Annotated in this window: 18 protein-coding genes and 1 pseudogene; 9 read left to right on the top strand and 10 right to left on the bottom strand. The window is 67.0% G+C overall.

The window, feature by feature from the left end:
* Positions 1–98: 98 nt before the first annotated feature.
* Both ACQPXH_RS18745 and ypfJ read right to left on the bottom strand, forming a co-directional pair.
* Positions 99–620 carry a hypothetical protein gene (locus ACQPXH_RS18745; RefSeq protein WP_433597841.1) on the bottom strand — a complete coding sequence of 174 codons (522 nt, stop codon included), beginning with the start codon at positions 618–620 and terminating at the stop codon, positions 99–101.
* 63 nt (positions 621–683) lie between these two features.
* A complete protein-coding gene (gene ypfJ, locus ACQPXH_RS18740; RefSeq protein WP_433597840.1) occupies positions 684–1,607 on the bottom strand; it encodes a KPN_02809 family neutral zinc metallopeptidase in 924 nt (307 codons plus the stop codon).
* A gap of 161 nt (positions 1,608–1,768) precedes the next feature.
* On the opposite strand from ypfJ, the gene aspS reads away from it, so the two are divergent.
* Together aspS and ACQPXH_RS18730 are read left to right on the top strand one after the other, a co-directional pair.
* Positions 1,769–3,571 carry an aspartate--tRNA ligase gene (aspS, locus tag ACQPXH_RS18735; RefSeq protein WP_433603503.1) on the top strand — a complete coding sequence of 601 codons (1,803 nt, stop codon included), beginning with the start codon at positions 1,769–1,771 and terminating at the stop codon, positions 3,569–3,571.
* A 65-nt stretch (positions 3,572–3,636) separates the two neighbouring features.
* Positions 3,637–4,605: a DUF389 domain-containing protein gene (locus ACQPXH_RS18730; RefSeq protein WP_433597839.1), complete on the top strand. Its 969-nt coding sequence runs from the start codon at positions 3,637–3,639 to the stop codon at positions 4,603–4,605.
* Positions 4,606–4,687: 82 nt separating this feature from the next.
* Here the strand turns inward: ACQPXH_RS18730 and ACQPXH_RS18725 are convergent, their stop codons facing one another.
* Positions 4,688–5,920, bottom strand: a complete 1,233-nt coding sequence (locus ACQPXH_RS18725; RefSeq protein ID WP_433597838.1) for a hypothetical protein — start codon at positions 5,918–5,920, stop codon at positions 4,688–4,690.
* A gap of 193 nt (positions 5,921–6,113) precedes the next feature.
* Here ACQPXH_RS18725 and ACQPXH_RS18720 point away from each other — a divergent pair, with 193 nt between their 5' ends.
* A complete protein-coding gene (locus ACQPXH_RS18720) occupies positions 6,114–7,283 on the top strand; it encodes a phosphotransferase family protein (RefSeq protein WP_433597837.1) in 1,170 nt (389 codons plus the stop codon).
* A 21-nt stretch (positions 7,284–7,304) separates the two neighbouring features.
* Here the strand turns inward: ACQPXH_RS18720 and ACQPXH_RS18715 are convergent, their stop codons facing one another.
* The 3 genes from ACQPXH_RS18715 to ACQPXH_RS18705 form a co-directional block, all read right to left on the bottom strand.
* Entirely contained in the window at positions 7,305–8,558 is a 1,254-nt protein-coding gene (locus ACQPXH_RS18715; protein ID WP_433597836.1) for an RNA polymerase sigma factor, read from the bottom strand.
* 4 nt (positions 8,559–8,562) lie between these two features.
* A complete protein-coding gene (locus ACQPXH_RS18710) occupies positions 8,563–8,910 on the bottom strand; it encodes a YciI family protein (protein WP_063047232.1) in 348 nt (115 codons plus the stop codon).
* Between the two features lie 159 nt (positions 8,911–9,069).
* The gene (locus ACQPXH_RS18705) at positions 9,070–10,725 is read right to left on the bottom strand and encodes an alkaline phosphatase D family protein (protein WP_433597835.1); all 1,656 of its coding nucleotides are present in this window, start codon (positions 10,723–10,725) and stop codon (positions 9,070–9,072) included.
* A gap of 85 nt (positions 10,726–10,810) precedes the next feature.
* On the opposite strand from ACQPXH_RS18705, the gene ACQPXH_RS18700 reads away from it, so the two are divergent.
* The 6 genes from ACQPXH_RS18700 to ACQPXH_RS18675 all read left to right on the top strand — a co-directional run bounded on the left by ACQPXH_RS18700 (position 10,811) and on the right by ACQPXH_RS18675 (position 18,365).
* Complete coding sequence (locus tag ACQPXH_RS18700) at positions 10,811–12,157, top strand: replication-associated recombination protein A (protein WP_433597834.1); 1,347 nt, start codon at positions 10,811–10,813, stop codon at positions 12,155–12,157.
* Between the two features lie 103 nt (positions 12,158–12,260).
* Positions 12,261–14,927 (top strand): alanine--tRNA ligase, encoded by a 2,667-nt coding sequence (alaS, locus tag ACQPXH_RS18695; protein ID WP_433597833.1) that lies wholly within the window; start codon positions 12,261–12,263, stop codon positions 14,925–14,927.
* Positions 14,927–15,460, top strand: a complete 534-nt coding sequence (ruvX, locus tag ACQPXH_RS18690; protein WP_433597832.1) for a Holliday junction resolvase RuvX — start codon at positions 14,927–14,929, stop codon at positions 15,458–15,460. The genes alaS and ruvX overlap by 1 nt, the downstream gene beginning before the upstream one ends.
* On the top strand, positions 15,457–17,019 hold the full coding sequence (locus ACQPXH_RS18685; RefSeq protein ID WP_433597831.1) for an endolytic transglycosylase MltG: 1,563 nt from the start codon (positions 15,457–15,459) through the stop codon (positions 17,017–17,019). The genes ruvX and ACQPXH_RS18685 overlap by 4 nt, the downstream gene beginning before the upstream one ends.
* A gap of 4 nt (positions 17,020–17,023) precedes the next feature.
* Positions 17,024–17,836: a shikimate dehydrogenase gene (locus tag ACQPXH_RS18680; RefSeq protein ID WP_433597830.1), complete on the top strand. Its 813-nt coding sequence runs from the start codon at positions 17,024–17,026 to the stop codon at positions 17,834–17,836.
* Positions 17,837–17,870: 34 nt separating this feature from the next.
* The gene (locus ACQPXH_RS18675) at positions 17,871–18,365 is read left to right on the top strand and encodes a B-4DMT family transporter (protein WP_433597829.1); all 495 of its coding nucleotides are present in this window, start codon (positions 17,871–17,873) and stop codon (positions 18,363–18,365) included.
* 207 nt (positions 18,366–18,572) lie between these two features.
* Here ACQPXH_RS18675 and aroB read toward each other — a convergent pair whose 3' ends face one another.
* The 4 genes and pseudogenes from aroB to ACQPXH_RS18655 all read right to left on the bottom strand — a co-directional run bounded on the left by aroB (position 18,573) and on the right by ACQPXH_RS18655 (position 22,407).
* Complete coding sequence (gene aroB / locus ACQPXH_RS18670) at positions 18,573–19,748, bottom strand: 3-dehydroquinate synthase (protein WP_433597828.1); 1,176 nt, start codon at positions 19,746–19,748, stop codon at positions 18,573–18,575.
* Between the two features lie 412 nt (positions 19,749–20,160).
* Positions 20,161–20,679 (bottom strand): annotated as a pseudogene (locus tag ACQPXH_RS18665) (shikimate kinase); the annotation flags it as partial.
* Entirely contained in the window at positions 20,676–21,869 is a 1,194-nt protein-coding gene (gene aroC / locus ACQPXH_RS18660; protein ID WP_433597827.1) for a chorismate synthase, read from the bottom strand. The pseudogene ACQPXH_RS18665 and the gene aroC, both read right to left, overlap by 4 nt.
* An 82-nt stretch (positions 21,870–21,951) precedes the next feature.
* Entirely contained in the window at positions 21,952–22,407 is a 456-nt protein-coding gene (locus ACQPXH_RS18655; protein WP_433597826.1) for a prepilin peptidase, read from the bottom strand.
* Between the last annotated feature and the right edge of the window lie 97 nt (positions 22,408–22,504).

Raw genomic sequence — 22,504 nt, 5'->3', positions numbered from 1 at the left:
CGGGCATACGTCCGAACGGTGTTGCGGTACCTCAGGCCTCGGAGATACCGAAGCGCGCAATGTTCCTCGTGCCAGCGCCACCGAGGTCGACAACCGGCTCAATGGTCTCGGGTGAAGGCGTCGACGAGTTTGCGATAGAGATCGGTGAAGCGCTTGCGGTTGGCTTGTTGGTCAGAGGTGAGGTTCTCGGTCGCATCGGGGGCGTACATGAGGACATGGACGTCTTGGTCGGGCGGCGTAGGCATGAGGTCGATGATCTGAGTGCCCTGGTCGGTGGCGCTCGGCATGCCGAGGTCGAGGGCGGCGAGTGATTTGGTTTCCGCCAGTGCGGCATTCAGGACGTCGGCGGGGACGGTGCCGGTGAGCCGCTGCGGTGGTGTGTCGGCGGCGCGGGTGGTGGACGCGGCGTCGGGCTGTGCGACCGCGTGGCCGTCGGCGTAGATCTGCAGCACTGGGCGCAGGTCGACCCGCTCGGACCAACCGCTCGGGATGGTGGTGAGTGTCAGGAGTGCCGGGGCGGGCGGTTGTGGTGCGTCGGCAGCGGGTTCGGCCGAGGCGACCCCCCAGCTACCCGCAAGCGCCACGACGAGAAACAGCAGTGCCGACTTCGTTCTCCGCATGAAATCCCTATCTACGCTGTGCCACAGTCCAACTGGATTCGGTTATCGATCATCCGTCGGCGATCAGCGTAAGGCCGACGGGTTGTTCAGGTCGGAGGCCGAGTACGTGTCGCATGCTTGGACCTGACCGGATTTGTAGCCGGTGAGGAACCATTTCTGGCGTTGGTCCGAGGAACCGTGGGTCCAGGCCTCCGGGTTGACGCGCCCCTGGGCGGCACGCTGGATTCGGTCGTCGCCGACCGCGGACGCGGCGGAGAGGGCGTCACGGATATCGTTGTCGGACAGAGGTTTCAGGAAGGGTTGATCGCTGCCGGGGGCGGGCTGCTTGTCGGCGAAGTGGGCCCAGATGCCCGCGTAGCAGTCGGCCTGGAGTTCGGTCCGCACCGCGCCGGATTCCGGTCCGCGCGGATCCTGCTGGGCCCGACCGATATCGCCGAGCAGATTCTGGATGTGGTGGCCGACCTCGTGTGCCACCACGTACTCCTGGGCGAGCGGGCCGCCGCTGGAACCGAAGCGGTCGACCAGTTCCTGGAAGAAGGCGGTGTCGAAGTACGCGGTCCGGTCGGCCGGGCAGTAGAACGGGCCGACTGCGCTGGTCGCGTTGCCACAGCTGGTCGAGACCGCGCCGGAGAACAACACCAATTTCGGCTTCGAATACTTCTTGCCGGTCTGCTGGGGCAGCTGTGCCGCCCACACCGCGTCGAGGCTCTGTGCGGTGAGCACCACCCGGCAGTCGACGTACTTGTTGGCGTCCGCGCCGGTCTTGCAGTGCGCGGGCGTGCCCGCGGTGCCGGGCTGCACAGTGCTGCTCTCGCTGCCGTTCAACTGCCCGAGCAGCGAACCGGGATCCCCACCGAGCAACAGGCCGATTACCAGCAGGATGAGACCACCCGCACCACCGCCGAGGGCGAGCTTGCCGCCCATCCCGGGGCCACCGCCGGATGAAGCCCGATCCGGATCGATCTGGAGGCCTTCGTTGAAGGTCATCTGCTTCGCTTTCTCGTGTCCTGAACGACTCGGTCATACCCTGCCGATACAGCTTCGCACGCGGGGTGACGATATCGGTTTCCTCTCGGGATATGTGCCTCACTACGATGGCAACCGCACCGGATCGCCCTGCCGGTGTCACATTCGTCGAAAGGAATCCCGTGCTGCGCACCCACTTGGCTGGTTCGCTGCGAAGCGAGCACGCCGGTCAGACCGTCACCCTCACCGGCTGGGTGGCCCGGCGTCGTGACCACGGTGGCGTGATCTTCATCGATCTGCGCGATGCGTCGGGTGTGGCGCAGGCGGTGTTCCGCGAGGGCGAGCCCGCTGCGCAGGCGCACAAACTGCGCGCCGAATTCTGCGTCCGGGTCACCGGTGTGGTCGAGCAGCGGCCCGACGGCAACGAGAACCCGGAGCTGCCGACCGGTTCCATCGAGGTCAACGTCAGCGAACTCGAGGTACTCAACGAGAGCGCGCCGCTGCCGTTCCAGCTCGACGAGCAGCCCGGTGACGAAGCCCGCCTCAAGTACCGCTACCTCGACCTGCGCCGCGAGGCGCCGGGCAAGGCCATCCGGCTGCGGTCGAAGGTCAACGCGGCCGCCCGCGCGGTGCTGGCCCATCATGAATTCGTCGAGGTCGAGACCCCGACGATGACCCGCTCGACGCCCGAGGGCGCCCGCGACTTCCTGGTGCCCGCGCGCCTGCAGCCGGGCAGCTTCTATGCGCTGCCGCAGAGCCCGCAGCTGTTCAAGCAGCTGCTGATGGTCGCCGGTGTCGAGCGGTACTACCAGATCGCGCGCTGCTACCGCGACGAGGACTTCCGCGCCGACCGCCAACCCGAATTCACCCAGCTCGACCTCGAGATGAGCTTCGTACGCCAGGAGGACGTGATCCTGGTCGCCGAGGAGATCCTGGAGGCTTTGTGGAAGCTCGTCGGCTACGAGATTCCGTTCCCGATTCCGCATATGACCTACGCGGAGGCGATGCGCCGCTTCGGTAGCGATAAGCCGGACCTGCGCTTCGGTGTCGAGATCACCGAATGCACCGAGTATTTCAAGGAGACCCCGTTCCGGGTGTTCCAGGCGGAGTACGTGGGCGCGGTCGTGATGCCCGGTGGCGCGAGTCAGCCGCGGCGTCAGCTCGACGCCTGGCAGGAGTGGGCCAAGCAGCGCGGCGCCAAGGGGCTGGCGTATGTGCTGGTACAGGAGGACGGCACGCTGGGCGGTCCGGTTGCCAAGAACCTCAGCGAATCCGAGCGCGAGGGCCTGGCCAAGCATGTCGGCGCGGTACCGGGTGACTGTGTGTTCTTCGCCGCCGGTCCGGCCAAAGCACAGCGTGCGCTGCTCGGTGCGGCTCGTGGCGAGATCGCGCGCAAATGTGGTCTGATCGATGAGAACGCGTGGGCGTTCGTCTGGATCGTGGATGCGCCGATGTTCGAACCCGCCGCCGAGGCGACCGCGAGTGGCGATGTGGCACTTGGTCATTCGGCATGGACCGCGGTGCACCACGCGTTCACCTCGCCCAAGCCGGAGTCGCTGGACACCTTCGACACCGACCCGGGTTCGGCGTTGGCCTACGCCTACGACATCGTCTGCAATGGCAACGAGATCGGCGGCGGTAGCATCCGTATCCATCGCCGCGATGTGCAGGAGCGAGTCTTCAAGGTGATGGGCATCGGGCATGACGAGGCGCAGGAGAAGTTCGGTTTCCTGCTCGACGCGTTCTCCTACGGTGCCCCGCCGCACGGCGGCATCGCCTTCGGCTGGGACCGGATCACCGCGCTGCTGGCCGGCATGGATTCGATCCGCGAGGTCATCGCCTTCCCGAAGACGGGTGGTGGTGTGGATCCGCTGACCGATGCGCCCGCGCCGATCACCGCACAGCAGCGTAAGGAAGCGGGCCTGGACTTCAAACCGGAGAAGAAGAAGGACCAGGTCGACGACGCGGGTCGCGCTTCGGAATAGCGGGCGCTGCCGCTGGAACGGTACTTTCTGGTCAGTCTCATCGATGCTGACCACAAGGGGTTCCAGTGCTGCACTTGCGCATGATCAGCCCGTCCGAACTCACCGACAAGGTGATGGCGGTGCTGAGTGCCGACCCAGGCGTCACGCATGTGACGCTGGCGCGCGGTGTCGCCGTCGAGCCCGTCGGTGATCTGATCCAGGCCGATGTCGCGCGTGAGGCCGCCAATGACGTGCTCGCCGATCTGACCACGCTCGGCATCAAGCACACCGGCGGCATCACGCTCGGCCCCGTCGAGACGGTGATCTCCGATGCGGGTGAGCGGGCCATCGAGGAGGCTCCGGGGGATCCGACCGACGCGGTGGTGTGGGAGGAACTGCTCGCCCAGACTCATGAGGAGTCCTCGCTGACGCTGACCTTCGTCGCCTTCCTCACCATCGCGTGCCTGCTCGCGGCGGTCGGCGTGGCCACCGACTCACCGGTGACGATCGTCGGCGCGATGGTGGTCGGGCCGGAATTCGGGCCACTGGCAGCCTTTTCGGTGGGGCTGTGGCGGCGCGATTTCATGCTCGCTCGCAAGTCGGCGGTCGCGCTGCTGGTCGCATTTCCGGTGGCGATGGTCATCACGCTGTTGGCGACCTTGCTGTGGGAGCAGTTCGGCTGGATCACGGTCACCGGTGTGGAAACCATCGAGAATGTCGACTTCATTTACGAGGTCGGGCCGTTCTCACTGGTGGTCGCGCTGTTGGCTGGTGCAGCGGGGATGCTGGCGGTGGTCACCGCGAAATCCGCGGCACTGGTCGGGGTGTTCATCTCGGTGACCACCGTGCCCGCGGCCGGATTCGCGGTAATCGCGGCAACTCTGGGGCAGTGGCATATCGCATTCATGTCGGCGGGGCAGCTCGCGGTGAACCTGGCGGGCATCGTCACGGCCGGGGTGCTCGTGCTGGCGCTGCGTCCGCGTGCGGGTAGCGAAGGGGGACCGATCGCCCGGTTCAAGCAGTGGTGGTGGCTGCGGTCAGTGCCCTCGAAGTGACCGCCAATTCCTTTGCGGGGCCGATGTTCCGGTGCGCTGGGAGCGGCGGCGCCCAGCGCACCGGAGGCTAGGACACCGGAGGCTAGGACACGGACACGGTGCCGCCGGTGAGTGCCCGGTAGGCGTAGGTCACCGCGATCGTGCACACCGGCCCGGCGACCAGCAGGCCGAAGCCGCACAGCAGGGTGGCGACAACGGTGATGACCAGTACGGCGAGGCCGAGTAGCAGCACCTGCCCGATATTGGCGATGACCAGCGTCGCGCTGGACTTGATCGCGTCGAACGGACCCTGCTCTTGATCGACGACGAAGTGCAGCGAGAACATGCACAGGAATCCGGCGATCAGACCGGGCACGAAGCACAGCGCCGCGCCGATCCAGGTGAGTGCGAAGGCGAGCAGTGCTGTCAAGACGACATTGCCCGCATTCACGAAATGAAAGTAGGACGCGAAAGTCGGTTTGTTGCCGTCGGTTTCATAAAGAGCGCCGCGGATCATGGCGGCCTGCAGCAGCCAGATCGCGACCATGACCGCGAGGAAGATCAGCAACAGACTGAACAGCGAATTCGGTTGCACGGCCTGGACGATGAGCACGAAGGCGAGGTAGATGATCACGCCCATCGCGGTAACGGCCAGCCATGGGCCGAAATTCGCGCGGAACTTCTCCCAGCCGTAGCTCAGGGCATTGCCGACATCGAGGGTCGTCGGCGCGCCGGGGGCGGATTGGTAGCCGTAGGTCGGCGCGGCGGGCTGAGCGCCCGGAGGCATTGCGCCGGGAGGAGGCATCGTGCCCGCAGGTTCGAAGCCGGGTTGCGTTGCGCCGGGAGGTACGGCACCGGGCGGCATGGTGCCGGGCTTCGCCAGGCCGGGCGCTGCCGCACCGGCCGGATCGAAGCCGGATTGCATTGCGCCCGGCGGGACCGCTCCAGCAGGCGTTGCGGCAACCCCGGGTGGCATCGTGACGGGTGGCATCGTGCCGGGTGGCATCGTTGCGGGATGCGCCGAACCGGGACCGGTTCCCGGTGGGCCGTAGCTCGGCTGTCCCGGTTGCCCGGGCGCGCCGACCGGCGGTGGCGGCTCCACCGGTTCACTGCCGTACTGCGCCGCGCCGGGACCCTCGAACTGCGGGTAGCCCGCCGGGCCTGCCATCTCGTGCCTGCTGTGCCCGGTGCTGGGTTCCGTCGGGTGCGGATTCGGGCTTTCGTGCTGACCCGGACGTGCGGCGAACTGTTCGCCGTCACCTTCGTCGGGCGCGCCGCCGCTCGGTTCGGGCGAGTCAGTTGGTTCGTTCGGCTTGGGCGACGGTGAGTCGGACATTGTCTGCAGACCTTTCGACGCAACTGGTTTGCGGTGTGGCGCACGGCAGTTGACGATGAGAAAACCGGACAGCCGCAATGGTGTCAAGCAACCAGCGCCCGTTCCGCAACCTTGACGCGGACACGCCGAACGACGCGGAAAGGTTGTGTAACCGCTCGCTAGAAGTGACCCGGTGCGAGTAGCTTGATTAGCGATGACCGCACTATTGGCCGAACGCGCCGCCGAAGTCGTGTCCGCAGCACAGCAGTTGCTCACAAAGCGAATGGGTGCTCCGGTAAAGCTGAGCGATCCGATGGAACTCAGCGGTAGTGGTAGGACGACGGTCCTACGCGTGCGTGTTTCAGAGAACGCCTTCTCCCTGCCCCGGACGCTCATCGTCAAGCAGGTTCGCGGATCCGCGGCGGACCGCACGACGGGTGGACTAGCGCCCGGCGTCGCCAGCATCGACTCCGCGTTTCTACGCGAGGCCGTGTCGTATCAGTTCACGACCGCGCTCAGCCGCGATCAGCGGCCCGGTGCGTACCTGATCGCGCACAGCCTCCCGGACCGGCTGCTCGTCCTGAGTGATCTCGGGGAGAACGCCCGGATGACGCAGGTGCTGCAATCCGGTGCGGAACCGGCGACGCGCAACGCGCTGATGGCCTTCGCGCAGGCGCTGGGTCGGATGCATGCGGCAACCGTCGGGCGCGAAGCGGATTTTGTCGCGCTGCTGCGCCGGGTGGATGTGGTGCACCGGGTCGACGGCATCGCGCAACAGGCCGAGGCCGCCATCTCCGAGGTGCCTGGCATGCTGCAGCGCGAACTCGGCATCGAGGTGCCCGGTGAGATCGCCGAGCGGATCGTTCGAGGCAATCGTCTGTTCTCCGCTGGGCGCTTCCGCGCATTCAGCCCGTCGGACCTGTGCCCGGACAATGTGATCCTCAACGAGGAGGGTGCACGCTTCCTCGACTACGAATGGGGCGGCTACCGCGACGCCACCCTGGATATCGCCTACGCGCTGGTATCCTTTCCGGGTTGCCTCTGCGACTTCGAACTATCCCGCGAGCGCGCCAAGCAAATGGTCGAAGCGTGGCGCGCGGAGGTCGTCGGCGTCTGGCCTGCCCTGGCCGACGACACCGTACTCGCCGAACGCATCCTGGAAGCCCGCCTCATCTGGGTCTGGCTCACCACCTACTGGTTCCTGCCCGCCGACCACACCCGCATCGCCGCCGCCCGCGAACACGGCCTGTCCGTTCCGCGCTCGGAAGCCCTGATCAATCGCTGGGCCGCCCTGGCAGAAGACGCGCGCTGCACCGGCGACGACGCGGTGGGGGATTTCGCCGAGGATGTGTCGGCGATGCTCGAAGAGCGCTGGTCGGAATAGCTTCGCGCCTACTCGGCTGCGTCAGGCCGTGAGGTCGGACAGCCGGGATTCGAGGTGGGCTCGCTCTATGGTGTTTTCGGTTAGGAGTAGAGCGGATTCGTAGGCTCGGGCGGCTTCGTTGGTGCGGCCCAGTTGGGTCAGAAAGGCCGCGCGGGAGGCTTCGAGGTAGCCGTAGGTGGCGAGGGACGGTTCGGCGGCGAGCGCGTCGAGGAGGGCGAGCGCTCGGCTCGGATTGCCGGAAAGGCCCACTGCTACCGCGTGATTGAGGCGCGCCACCGGTGCGGGCCAGATCCGGAGCAGGAGTACGTACAGGCCGGTGATCTCACGCCAGTCGGTTTCCGCCCAGGACGGCGCCTCGTCGTGGACGGCGGCGATGGCGGCCTGCAGCGTGTACCGATCCGTATGTGGCAGAGCGGTTTTCACCAAGGCAATACCCTCGGCGATGGCCGCACGATCCCAGCGGGAGCGGTCTTGGTGTTCGAGAGTGCACAGGCGCCCTTCAGTATCCACTCGGGCGGCGCGGCGCGCGTCGGTGAGCAGGATCAGGGCAAGGAGCCCGGTGACGGAAGGGTCGTCCGGGACGAGCGCATGCATCATTCGTGCAAGTTGGAGCGCCCGTTCGACCAGATCGGTACGAACCAGCGCGTCACCCGACGGCGCGGTGTGACCGGTGGTGAACAGTAGGTGGATGACCGCGCAGATGGCATCGAGCCGGTCGGGGAGTTCGCGCACCGACGGCACCCGATACGGAATGCGCGCCACCGCGATCTTCTTCTTGGCGCGCGTGATTCGGGCTGCCATGGTCGATTCGCTGGTGAGGAAGGCGCGGGCGACCTCGGCGGTGGTGACACCGCAGACCAGACGCAGGGTCAGCGCCACCCGGGCCTCACGGGCCAGTGCCGGGTGGCAGCAGGTGCTGATCAGGCGCAACCGGTCATCGGGAATGGCCGATGCCGAATCCAGTTCCGCGAGTGCGAGATCGGCGGTGTCGTCGGCCAAGTCGGTGATCAGCATGGGCAGTGCGCGCCGCATGGTCGAATCGCGGCGCAGCAGGTCGAGGCCGCGGCGGCGGGCGACGGTGGTCAGCCAGGCGCCCGGCTTGGCGGGAACGCCGTGCGCGACCCACTCGGTGAGTGCCCGCGCGTAAGCATCCTGCACGCACTCCTCGGCGAGGTCGAAATCGCGAACCAGCCGCACCGTCGCGGCGAGCACGAAGGCCCATTCGCGACGGTGCGCCTGGTCGACGGCGGCAGCCGCTTCGGTGTCGATCGGCACAGGGCTAGTCGAAGGTCATGATCGGGCGCACCTCGACGCCGCCGAATCGGGCGGGCACCTGCTTGGCCACTGCGATCGCGGCATCCAGATCCGCGGCCTCGATCAGGTAGTAGCCGCCGAGCGCCTCCTTGGCCTCGGCGAACGGGGCATCGGTCACGGTGAAATCGCCGTCGTCCTTCTGCCGGATGGCGGTGGCGGTAGCAGTCGGTTGGAGTGCGTTGCCGCCCTGCACGGCGTCGCCCGCGATCTCCTGGAAGGTCACGTGCGCCTGGTAGACCTCACCCATGACCTGTTCCGACGCGGTCGCGTACGCATTTTCGTCCTCGTAAATCAGCACCAGGTACTGGCTCATGATCTCGCTCCTTCGGGTTGCGCCGGCCCGCCGATCGGGCCGTCGTATTCGTTCCGACGATCGAGCTCGACGGAAATCGACAACCTTTCGCGAGAAAATTCTGCTCCTGGAATCGCGTGGCGTCTCGCATGTCGGGCCGATGCGGACTCTCGCGAACGATCAGGCGACCGGACCCGGGCGTGGCTCGACGCGTCCAGCGGAACGAACGGCGAACGACGCACCGTGGCGCACGCCGGAATCGGGATCGGCGACATCGGTGACGTAGAACCAGTCCATCTGCGCCTGCGCCGGGGTGAGCTCCAAGACACCGTAGCCGTGCGATTCCATCTCGACGTACCGCAGATGCCGATTCACCCCCTTGACGGACTCCTCGACCGAGACCGCGACCGTGCGCGGCGGTGCCTTCAGCAGCTCCCCGAGACTCGATGAAGTCACCGACGGGACCACGAATTCCGCGCCCACCGTCGGCCCGCCCGGATAGTCCGCCGGATCGACGGGCAGATCGGCGGCCCACGAGGAGTGGATATCGCCGGTCAGGAAGACGACATCGCGGACCTGCTGATCGGCGATCGACTGGAACAGTGTGCGACGGTCGGCGGTGTAGCCGTCCCACTGGTCGGCGTTGGCCGGAACGCCGGATCGCGGCACACCCACCATGGTCGTGATGGCCTCCGTGGTCGCCGGTTCCAGCGGGGGGAACACCAGCGGCGCGATCATCACCGAATTGCCGACGAGCTTCCACTGCACCGGCGCGGATGCCAAACCGGCAGTGAGCCAATCCATTTGGGCCTTGCCGGTGATGGTGCGCGCCGGGTTGTCGACCTCGCGCCAGCCCGCGACCGGTTCGACCTCCTGGTCGCGGTAGCTGCGCAGGTCGAGCATGGACAACTCGGCGAGGTTGCCGAAACGCAGCCGCCGATAGATCTGGACGTCGGATCCCGAACTGCTCGCCCGGACCGGCATCCACTCGAGATAGGCGCGGGCCGAGGCGCTGCGGCGCCGCTGCCAGTCGCCCTCGGTGGCCCGATCATGGTTGTTCGCACCGCCGGACCAGGCATTGTCCGCGAATTCGTGATCATCCCAGGTGCAGATGAACGGCACCCGCGCGTGCAGCGCGAGCAGATCCGGATCGGTCTTGTACTGCGCGTGCCGAATGCGATAGTCGGCCAGGGTGACGATCTCATCGGCGGGCTCGTGTGGACGCACCGCGCCGCTGCGCCCGCCGTATTTGCCGCGGCCGTATTCGTAGATGTAGTCGCCGAGGTGCACGATCGCGTCGAGGTCGGTGCGATCGGCCAGGTGCCGGTACGCGCCGAAGTATCCCGCCTCCCAGTTCGAGCAGGACACCACGCCGAAGCGCAGGCGATCGACCGCGGCAGAAGTGGCCGGAGCGGTTCGGGTGCGGCCGACGGGGGAGTGCACGCCGAACGCGGTGAAGCGGTAGAAGTACGCGCTGCCGGGCTGCAGATCGGTCACATCGATCTTGACAGTGTGATCGTAATCCGCTGTGGCCGTGGCCATTCCGGATGCGATCACGGATGCGAAGCGCTCATCGGCGGCCAGTTCCCAGCGCACGGCCGCGGATTCGCCGACGCCGGAACCGGGTGTCGCGTCGTCGGAGACGGTGACACGAGTCCAGATGATCACACCGTTCGCCAGCGGATCACCCGAAGCGACGCCGTGACGGAATACCGGTCCCTCGGCGCGTGCGGGCGTGGCGACCGCGAATGCGGCGACTGTCGCCGCGGCACCACCCTTCAGCAGAGTGCGTCGAGCGAAAGGCTCGGAATCCGGAACGACGACGTTTTCAGCCACGGCTGCGATCACAGCCGATCCACGTCGGCGAGGCAAATCGGCACACGACCCGGCGCTGTCGGTGCTCCTCGGTAACGTGCTCGGTGTGAGCGAAGGCTTATTCGACGTGCCCGGTAACGAGGTGCCGACCGGACACTCCATCGACAGTGTGGTGCGCCGCGATGCTGGTGCGCCGCTGGCGGTGCGGATGCGGCCCGCGACATTGGATGAGGTGGTCGGCCAGCAGCATCTGCTCGGGCCCGGCTCGCCGTTACGGCGGTTGATCGAGGGTTCGGGCGCGGCGTCGGTGCTGCTGTACGGACCGCCGGGAACCGGCAAGACGACGCTGGCGTCGCTGATTTCGCAGGCCACGGGTCGGCGCTTCGAGGCGCTGTCGGCCTTGTCGGCCGGGGTGAAGGAAGTGCGTGCGGTCATCGATGTGGCCCGCCGCCGTCTCACCGCGGGCGAGCAGACTGTGCTGTTCATCGATGAGGTGCACCGTTTCTCCAAGACGCAGCAGGACGCGTTGCTGGCCGCGGTGGAGAACCGGATCGTGCTGCTGGTCGGCGCGACGACCGAGAATCCATCGTTCTCGGTGGTCTCGCCGCTGCTGTCGCGTTCGCTGGTACTGCAATTGCAGTCGCTGACCGCCGCCGATATCCGGCTGGTGCTCGATCGTGCGCTCGCGGACTCGCGTGGTTACGGCGGCGCGTACACGGTGACCGAGGCCGCGCTCGAGCACATCGTGCGGATCGCCGGCGGTGATGCGCGCCGGGCGCTGACCGCGTTGGAGGCATCGGCGGAATCCTCGTTGGACGGCACCGTCGATGTGGATCTGGTCGAGGCCAGCGTGGACAAGGCGGCCGTGCGCTACGACCGTGCAGGTGACCAGCACTACGACGTGGTGAGCGCCTTCATCAAGTCCATTCGCGGCTCGGATGTCGATGCGGCACTGCACTACCTGGCTCGCATGCTCAGCGCGGGCGAGGACCCCCGCTTCATCGCCCGCCGCCTGGTCATTTCGGCGAGCGAGGATATCGGCATGGCCGATCCGATGGCACTGCAGACGGCGGTCGCGGCGGCGCACGTCGTGCAGCTGATCGGCATGCCCGAGGCCCAACTCACCCTGACCCACGCGACGATCCACCTGGCCACGGCCCCCAAATCCGGTGCCGTGCCCGCCGCGCTCGGCGCCGCGCTCGCCGATATTTCGGCAGGCAATGCGGGTACGGTCCCCGCGCATCTACGCGACGGCCACTACGCGGGAGCCGCAGCTCTCGGCAACGCCCAAGGCTACAAATACCCGCACGACGACCCGGACGGCATACTGGCCCAACAGTATCCGCCCGACGAAATCGTCGGCCGCGACTACTACTCTCCGACCGATCACGGCGTCGAGCGCGATATCCAACGCCGCGTCGAGAAGCTGCGCAGAATCGTCCGCGGACGATAATCGCTCATTTCGCCGCAGACCCGGTCCGGGCGCTCCCGGCGGCGGAGGTGGACCACCCGGTCGCTGAAAAAGGGGATGCGGGGCACCGGTAGGCTGGATATCTGTGCAGACCCACGAGATCCGACGGCGATTCCTGGACCATTTTGTCCGTGCCGGACACACCGAGGTGCCCAGTGCCTCGCTGATCCTGGCCGACCCGACCCTGTTGTTCGTCAACGCGGGCATGGTTCAGTTCAAGCCGTACTTCTTGGGCCAGGAGGCGCCGCCGTTCCCGCGCGCGACCAGTGTGCAGAAATGCGTACGCACCGGTGATATCGAAGAGGTCGGCGTCACCACCCGGCACAACACCTTCTTCCAGATGGCGGGCAACTTCTCCTTCGGTGACTACTTCAAGGAGGGCGCCATCACCCTCGCCTGGGAGTTGATCAGCAAGTCGCAGGAGGACGGCGGCTACGGCTTCGATCCCGAGCGGATCTGGGTGACGGCCTACGAATCCGATCCGGAGGCCGCCGAGATCTGGCACCGGGTCGCGGGCATCCCGAAGGAGCGGATCCAGTTCCGCGACGGCAAGGATAATTACTGGGATATGGGTGTGCCCGGCCCGGGTGGCCCGTGTTCGGAGATCTACTACGACCGCGGCCCCGAATACGGTAGGGACGGCGGCCCGGTCGCCGACGAGGACCGCTACCTGGAGATCTGGAATCTGGTCTTCATGCAGGACATTCGCGGTGAGCAGAGCCCCAAGCTCGGCCACCCGCCGGTCGGATCGCTGCCCAAGAAGAATATCGATACCGGCATGGGCGTCGAACGCATCGCGCTGCTGTTGCAGGGCGTCGACAACGTCTACGAGACCGACCTGCTGCGCCCGATCATCGATAAGGCCGAGGAGTTGACGGGCCGGTCCTACGGTGTCGAACACGAGGACGACCGCCGCTTCCGCGTCATCGCCGACCATGCCCGCACCTCGGCCATGCTGATCGCCGACGGTGTCAACCCGGGCAACGAGGGCCGTGGCTATGTGCTGCGCCGCCTGCTGCGCCGAATCGTGCGCTCGGCTCGGCTGCTCGGCGCGGACAAGCCGGTGATCGGCGAATTCATGAAGGTCGTCAGCGAGCTGATGTCGCCGTCGTATCCGGAACTGGCCACCGACTTCGCGCGGATCGAGAATGTCGCGGTGGGTGAGGAGACCGCGTTCCTCAAGACACTCAATACCGGCTCCCGGTTGTTCGCCGATGCCGTCGACGAGGTTGCGGCCAAGGGCGGCAAGACGATTCCAGGTTCGGACGCCTTCAAACTGCACGACACCTATGGCTTCCCGATCGAGCTGACCCTGGAGATGGCAGCCGAGGCCGGACTGTCGGTCGACGAGGAGGGCTTCCGCTCGCTCATGGCCGAGCAGCGGAAGATGGCCAAGGAGGACGCGCAGGCGCGCAAGCACGGCCATGCCGACCTGTCCATCTACAAGGAGCTGGTCGACCGCGGCGCCACGGAATTCACCGGCTTCGACGAGCTCACCTCCGAGGCGCACGTTCTCGCGCTGATCGCCGACGGTGTCCGAGTGCCGACCGCCACCATCGGACAGGACATCGAGGTGATCCTGGACCGCAGCCCGCTGTATGCGGAGTCGGGTGGTCAGATCGCCGATCGCGGCACCATTACGGCGCAGGGCCTCAAACTGCGCGTCAACGATGTGCAGAAGATCGCCAAGAAGCTGTGGGTGCACAAGACCACTGTCGAACAGGGCCAGATCACCGAGGGTGATGTCGTACTCGCCCAAGCCGATCCGGCTTGGCGCCATGGCGCCACCCAGGGACACTCCGGCACGCATATGGTGCATGCCGCGCTGCGGCAGGTGCTCGGCCCGAACGCCGTGCAGGCCGGTTCACTGAACAAGCCCGGTTATCTGCGCTTCGACTTCAACTGGCAGGGACAGCTCTCCGAACAGCAGAAGGCCGATATCGAGGCCGTCTCCAATGACGCGGTCGGCTCGGACTTCCCCGTGAACACCTTCGTCACCGATCTGCCCAAGGCCAAGCAGATGGGCGCGCTCGCGCTGTTCGGTGAGAACTACGGCGACGAGGTGCGCGTAGTGGAGATCGGCGGACCGTTCTCGATGGAGCTGTGCGGTGGTACGCACGTACAGCATTCCTCGCAGATCGGCCCGATCACCGTGCTCGGCGAATCGGCGATCGGTTCCGGTAAGCGACGCGTCGAGGCCTTCGTCGGCCTGGACTCGTATAGGTATCTGGCGAAGGAGCGTGCCCTGCTGGCCGGTGTCGCGTCCTCGTTGAAGGTGCCTTCGGAAGAGGTGCCTGCGCGCGTCGAGCAGCTCGTGGAGCGGCTGAAGGTGGCCGAGAAGGAGCTCGAGCGCACCAAGATTGCCACGGTGCTCGCTTCGGCGGCCAAGTTCGTGGACGAGGCCGAGCGGGTCGGTAGCGTGCTGCTGGTGGCCGCGGCCGCGCCCGAAGGCGTCACCGCCGGTGACCTGCGTACCCTCGCCACCGATATCCGCGGCCGGTTCGGCACCGAACCTGCGGTCGTCGTGCTGCTCGGCAATGCCGATGGCAAGGTCCCCTTCGTCGTGACGGTCAACAAGAGCGCGCAGGTTCTCGGCTTCAAGGCCGGAGACCTGGTCTCGAGCTTCGGCCCGAGCATTTCCGGTCGTGGCGGCGGCAAGCCGGAGATGGCGCAGGGTGCCGGTTCGGACCCCTCGGGTATCGAAGTCGGTCTGGCCTCGGTCCGTGCCCAGGTGGCCGAACTCGCCCGGTGATGGGCGACTCGGAGAGTCATCGTCCCTCGCCCGACACCGACCCCGGCCGCGGCAGGCGGATCGGCATCGATGTCGGCAGTGTCCGGATCGGGGTCGCCTCCAGCGACCCGGACGGCATGCTCGCCACGCCCGTGGAAACAGTGGCGCGCGCAAAGCCGAATAGGCGCGCGCCCGGACCAGCAAGCGACATTTCCAGAATTGCCGAAATTGTGCGGGAATACGAGGCCGTCGAGGTCATCGTCGGTCTGCCACGGACATTGCGCGGGGAAAAAGGGACCGCAGCCGATGCGGCGATGGCGTTTGCGGAGCATTTGCGCGCAGTCATAGCCCCGGTGCCTATCCGACTTTCCGACGAACGTTTGACTACGGTGTCAGCTGCACGTGCATTGCGGGACAGTGGAGTTCGCGCGCGTGGCCAGCGGCAGGTGATCGATCAGGCGGCCGCCGTAGCGATCCTGCAGGGATGGTTGGACGAACGGAGTGCGGTGTTGAAGTCGGCCGAAGCGGCGTCTGATTCCGGAGACGGTGCATGACGGATCGATGGGCGCGAGCCGAGGAACGTTTCCGTCAGCGCGAGGCTGAGCGGCGTTATCGGCGAAACGACCAGGCATGGGAGGACTACGACGACGACACCACGGTCATTCCGCGCTATACCGACGAAGATCACGACGAGGTGCTCGCGGCCGAGCGTTCGCGGCGTGCGACCCAGCACGGGGAACCGCGGCGTGGGCGGCCGCAGCGGACCGATGGAGCGGAGCCGCGGCGGGCCCGCGGTGCCGGGGTGGGTGGACGCTCCGGTGCCGCGTCCGCGCGCTCCGGGCGCACCAGGCCCGACCGCGGCGGGAGCCGGGCAGACGAGGAGCGTGCGGAGTCCCGCTCGGAGCGTCGGCGCAGTACGCCCACGCGCGGCCGACGGTCTCGGGCGGCCTCCCGTAAGGCCGCCGAGCGCAAGAAACGGCGCCGGAATCTGTGGCTGATCGGTGCGCTGTTCGTGGCACTGTTCGCCGGTGCCGCGGTATTCGCGGGGATGAAAGTGGTCAAGATGTTCGGCGCGCCCGAGGATTTCGCGGGTCCGGTTGGACCGCTGGTGGTGGTGCAGGTCCATCCGGGCGATACGTCGAACCAGATCGCGGAGGAGATGCACAACAAGGGCATCGTCGCGAGCAGTGAGGCCTTCTTCCAAGCGGCCGTGCGCAATTCGAATATGAATTCGGTGCAACCCGGCTACTACGCGATCCCGAGTCACAGCCCGTCCACGCAGGCGGTGACGGCACTGCTCGGCAAGAGTTCGCGGGTCGGCAATCTGGTCGTCTCCGAGGGACGGCAGCTGCACGACCAGCAGGACGTGAATACCGGCTCGCGCAAGGACGGCATCTACCGCAAGATCGCCGACGCCAGCTGCGTCGGCACCGGTACGAATCAGAAATGCATCACTTACGACCAGCTCGATGCCGCCGGTGCGGGTGCGGATCTGACCGCCCTCGGCGTGCCGAGCTGGGCCGAGCAGCGGGTGCGTGACGTACCCGACCGCAGCAGGCAGCTGGAAGGTCTAATCGCCGCGGGCACCTGGGATTTCGATCCCAGTGGGACGCCGGATCAGATTCTGAAGCAGTTGGTGAGTGCGAGTGCGCGCAGCTACGAGTCGACCGGTCTGCTGCAGTCCGGCGCCGAGACGAAGCTGAATCCATATCAAACCCTGATCGCCGCCTCGCTGGTGGAACGCGAGGCACTGCCGCAGGATATGGGCAAGGTGGCGCGGGTGATCGTGAACCGGCTCGCCGAGAACCAGCCACTACAGTTCGACTCGACGGTGAACTACGCACTGGACCGCACCGAGGTCGCGACCACCGACAGCGACCGGGCCAAGCGCACGCCGTGGAACACCTACGCCATGCCGGGACTGCCGGCGACCCCGATCTCCGCGCCATCGTTGAATGCGATGCGCGCCGTGGAGAATCCGGAGCCGGGGACGTGGTTGTACTTCGTGACGGTCGACAAACAGGGGACCACCTTGTTCACCGAGAGCTACAGCGAACATCTGCGCAATATCGAAAAGGCCAGGCAGAGCGGAATTCTCGACAGTGGGCGGTGAGGCGATGACGCAAACCCGCAAAGCGGCTGTGCTCGGTAAGCCGATCGCGCATTCGCGGTCGCCGCAGCTGCATCTTGCGGCCTACCGTGCGCTCGGGCTCGATTGGAGCTATGAGCGGATCGAATGTTCGGCCGAGGAGTTGCCCGGTCTGGTCGATGGGCTCGGACCGGAATGGGTCGGACTTTCGGTGACCATGCCGGGTAAAGAGGCCGCGCTGGCATATGCGAGCGAACGCACCGAACGGGCGGTTCTGGTGGGCTCGGCCAACACCTTGGTTCGGATCGGCTCGCAGGATTGGCGTGCCGACTGCACCGACGTCGACGGTGTGCTCGGCGCGTTGCGCGGCGGTGGTGTCGGCGAGTTGACCGAGGCCGTCGTACTAGGTGCGGGTGGAACCGCACGTCCGGCGCTGCTCGCATTGTCCGAACTCGGTGCCAAGGCGGTCACCGTTGTCGCCCGCGATGCCGGAAGGGCGCGCAACGCAGTGGACCTCGCTGAGCAACTCGGTATGACCACCGTCGTGATCGGCTTCGACAAAGACGCATTGCGCACGGCGTGCGCGGTGACCGGTGCCGTGGTGAGCACGATCCCGGCCGAGGCGGCCGCGGTTGTCGCCGAGGCGGTGGCGGTAGCCCCGGTGGTGCTCGACGCGATCTACAACCCGTGGCCGACGCCGCTGGCTGTTGCGGTCGCGCGGGCAGAGCACACCGTGGTGGGCGGACTGGAGATGCTGCTGAACCAGGCCTACGGACAGGTCGAACAGTTCACCGGCCGCCCGGCTCCGCACGCGGAGATGGCCGCGGCGATAAATCTGTAACCGGTTCTCATTTGGATCCGGCCGACTCGAGGCTATGGTGTTGACCATGAATGGTTGGGTGTTGCGGGCCATCGGGCTCGGTGCGCTGGTCGTTTTCCTGCGTGCCGCGTTGGGCTTCGCGATGGTGTACTGGCCGACCCAGGGCAGTTGGATGCGACCGCTGTGCCTGGTGGTGCTGCTCGCCGCGGTGGTGTTCTGGGGTGTGCTGGATGGCCGCAAGGACCGTGAGGTCCATCCGGATCCGGAGCACGGCTCCGACCTCACCATCCTGTGGCTGAAGACCGCGGCTGCCGCGGGTCTGGGCAGCGGTGTGGTTTCGTGGCTGCTCGACTGGCTGCCCCGCTTCGATCTCGGCGATAACGGCCTGCTCTTCGAGCTGACGGCGGGCGCGTCCTTCATCATCCTGCTGGTCTTCATCCCGGGCCTCATCGGCATCGGCATCGGCCGCATCATTGCCGACCGCCAGATCGACAAGTCTGCCAAACGGTCGACACCCCAGGCACCGGGCGCCGCCGCGACTCCCGCGTAGCCGCTGGCGAATTCGATTGGAGGCGACCTTCATCGGCCGATACGGCCACGAGGGTCGCCTTCGTTTTCCGGATGGGCCGCAGCGCCTGTTCAGGTGCTGAGTTCGCCCATCCAGCGGGCGGGCCGATGCCGATGTGCGTGCGGCCGAGATCGTGACGCAAAAGCGGCGCAACCGACCGAATCGGATGCGCCGCTTCGCTGTTCGCGACTACAGCAGGATCGCGCCGCTGCTGGCGCTGTCCTCGCGGGCGATCGCCGAATAGGCGGCGGCCAGCAGGGTAGGGTCCGGGCCTTCGAGGCGGCCGGGCTTGGCGAGGCCGTCGAGGACCACGAAACGCAGCACGCCGGAGCGGGTTTTCTTATCGGTCTGCATGGCGTCGAGGAGTTGCGGGAGGGCGTCGGCGTCGTAGCTGGTCGGCAGGCCGACGCTGGCCAAGACGCTGCGATGGCGGTCGGCGGTGGCATCGTCGAGGCGACCGGCGAGTCGGCCGAGTTCGGCGGCGAAGACCAGGCCCACCGACACGGCCGCACCGTGACGCCAGCGGTAGCGCTCGCGGCGCTCGATGGCGTGGCCGAGAGTGTGGCCGTAGTTGAGGATCTCGCGCAGGCTGGCTTCCTTGAGGTCGGCGGCAACGACATCGGCTTTCACCTGGATGGCGCGGCGGATCAATTCGGGCAGCACATCACCGGTCGGGTCGAGCGCGGCCTCCGGATCACGCTCGACCAAGTCCAGGATCACCGGGTCGGCGATGAAGCCGGCCTTGATGATCTCGGCCATCCCCGCGACGATCTCGTTGCGCGGGATTGTCTCCAGAGTCGCCAGGTCTACCAGCACCGCGGCCGGTTCGTGGAAGCTGCCGACGAGGTTCTTGCCCGCCTCGGTATTGATACCGGTCTTACCACCGACGGCCGCGTCGACCATGGCCAGCAGCGTGGTCGGCACATGCACGATATGCACTCCGCGCATCCAGGTCGCGGCGACGAATCCGGCCAGATCGGTAGCCGCACCGCCGCCGAGCGATACCACCACGTCATTGCGGGTCAGGCCGATGCGGCCGAGCACCTCCCAGCAGAAGCCGGCCACGGCCAGATCCTTACCTGCCTCGGCATCCGGGATTTCGACGCGGTGCGCGTCGATACCCTTGTCGGCCAAGGCCTTGCGCACCACCTCGGCGGTTTCGGCCAGCGGCGGCTGATGGAAGATCGCGACGGTGCGCACGCCGGTAGTCGCGCCGACGACCGACTCGACGAGCTCGCCGAGCAGGCCGCGGCCGATGATCACCGGATACGGATCGGCGGTGCGGACCTCGATCCGACTCGGCTCGGTCGGGCTGGTCGGCTGCTGCTCAGCTGGGCTGATGGGTCGCTCGCTTCGCTCACTCACGTGTACTCGGCTCCGATTCTGTGCGTGCTGATTGTTTGAGCGCTCGCGCGCGGGCGCGACGTGCCCGGGTGCGGCGGGACCGGCTCCCGGGTGTCGCTGGGTCACCGGATCCTTCGGAACCGGCACGCCCGCTGGCGATTTTGCCGGTGGGCTTGGGGCGATCGACTGTTGCGGTATCGGTCGGGATCCGGACGGCCGCGGTGATATTGCCGCTGGACTCGAGCCGCTCGGTCGCCGCGGATTCGGTGCCGTCCGCCTGTGCGGCGGCGGCCCGACTCCGCGCGGCCGCCCGCGCCCGGGCGGCGCGCCGGGCTCGGGATCTATTGCTGCCCTGCGGTTTCGGCGCTGCGATGTCCGGCGTAGTTCCGCTCGAGTCGGGCTCCGCTTCTTGCGGCAGTACCGATTCCATGCCCAGCTTCGCCATGATCATCCGCACCACCCGACCAGGACTGCGACCGTCGGTGCGCACCCGCACCGTGGCAACCTCCCGATACAGCGGTCTGCGCTTGCGCATCAGCTCGCGATATTTCGCAACCGGATCCACACCATTGAGCAGCGGTCGCTGGGTACTCGCGCCGGTGCGCCGAAGTCCTTCGGCCACACTGATTTCCAGATACACCACGGTGCGATTGCGCAACAGCGCCCTGGTGTCCTCGGACAGCACGGCCCCACCGCCGAGCGAGACCACACCGCGTTCGGCGAGGATGGCGCGACGCACCACCTGCTCCTCGATCCGGCGGAATTCCGGTTCGCCGTCCTCGGTGAAGATCTCCGGGATGGTGCGTCCGGTCTCGCGCTCGATTCCGGCATCGGTGTCGTAGAGCTCGACACCGAGTTCCCTGGCGAGCTTGCGGCCGATCGTCGACTTCCCCGCCCCCGGCGGTCCGACCAGCACCACGCGCGGTGCGCGCGGATCGGACTGCACGATCATTGCGGCACGTGTGGTCGGGTGCCGATGCGCTTGACGTAGCTGGTGATGTTGTCGACGGTCTCGACCAGTGAATCACCGCCGAACTTCTCCAGCGCGGCCTGCGCGACGACCAGCGCGACCATGGTCTCGGCGACCACACCCGCGGCGGGCACGGCACAGACATCCGAGCGCTGGTGGATGGCGACAGCCTCTTCGCCGGTGGTCATATCGACCGTGGACAGCGCGCGCGGCACCGTCGAGATCGGCTTCATCGCGGCGCGCACGCGCAGCGGCTCGCCATTGGTCATACCGCCCTCGAGACCACCGGCACGGTTGGTCGAGCGCAGCACGCCGTCCGGTCCCGGCTTCATCTCGTCATGTGCCTGGCTGCCGCGGCGGCGCGCGGTTTCGAAACCGTCGCCGACCTCGACACCCTTGATCGCCTGAATCCCCATGAGCGCGCCCGCGAGGCGCGAATCCAGCCGATCCGCGCCGCTGATGAACGAACCCAATCCAACCGGTAGCCCGTCCACGACCACCTCGACCACACCACCGAGAGTGTCGCCGTCCTTCTTGGCGGCCTCGATCTCGGCGATCATCGCGGCCTCGGTGTCCTTGTCGAATGCGCGCACCGGACTCTCGTCGATCGCGGCCAGGTCGGCGGCTGTCGGCACGATCCCAGTGGCATTGGCGGCGGTACCGATCGAGACGACATGCGAGATGACCTCGACGCCGAAGGCTTGGCGCAGGAAATTCCTGGCGACCGTGCCCGCTGCGACGCGCGCGGCGGTCTCGCGGGCACTGGCCCGCTCCAAAACATTGCGGGCGTCGTCGAAGTTGTACTTGAGCATGCCCGAGTAGTCGGCGTGCCCCGGCCGCGGCCGGGTCAGCGGTGCGTTGCGCGCCAGATCGGCGAGTTCGTTCTCGTCCACCGGATCCGCGGACATGACCGTCGTCCACTTCGGCCACTCGGAGTTCGCGATCTCGATGGCCACCGGTCCGCCCATGGTGCGCCCGTGCCGCACTCCGCCGATGACGGTGACCCTATCGGCCTCGAACTTCATTCGGGCGCCGCGCCCGTACCCGAGCCGTCGGCGCGCCAACTGTGCGGAGATCTCGTCGGACGTCACCTCGACACCCGCCACCATCCCCTCGAGGATGGTGACAAGAGCGGGACCATGGGATTCTCCGGCAGTTATCCAGCGCAACACGCTGTCCATCTTCCCATGTCGACGGGGGTGCTCTGGCACGCGGCCCGCCGTGATGACCGGCACGGCGGCGTCGTGGCATCGGCTAGCCATACGCCGCCGCCAGGCTCAGCACCGTCGCGACACACATGGCCGGCCCATGGGGAAGCGGACGCGGTCCGGCCCGATCAGCACCGGACCGAATCCGCCAGTGAGCCAATACGGCGAGCCCTGATGCCGCAGTCAGCACGGGTGCGATGAGCGCCGCCCGCACCCATACCTGCGCACCGCCGAGCGCGGCGACCGCGCCGAGCCCGACGGCCAGTTTCACATCACCCGCCCCGAGTGCGGCCGGTGCGATCAAGTGCACCAATAAATATGGCGTCGCCAACAAGATCGAACCGACCGCAGCGGCTGTGAATTGTGTTGTGAACAGCGCATATCCGAAGATGATCAGCGCACCGGAGACGGTGAGCGCGTTGGGCAGTCGGCGCTGCCGGATATCGCTGGCGGTGAGCACCGAGCACCATGCCAGCAGCAGGGCAAAAGCGATGGGGGACATGGCTTTCAGCCTCGTCCGCTCCCGGTCGCGGACGCAGCCCCTGATTTCGGATTGGGGATAACCGATCGATATGTGAACATCGATCGCCTCGCTCGAA

Origin of the sequence: Nocardia sp. CA-135953, from assembly GCF_050955735.1 — a bacterium.
Lineage (GTDB): Bacteria > Actinomycetota > Actinomycetes > Mycobacteriales > Mycobacteriaceae > Nocardia.
The sequence above is the reverse complement of the archived record's forward strand: the minus strand, read 5'-3'. Positions and strand labels throughout refer to the sequence as shown.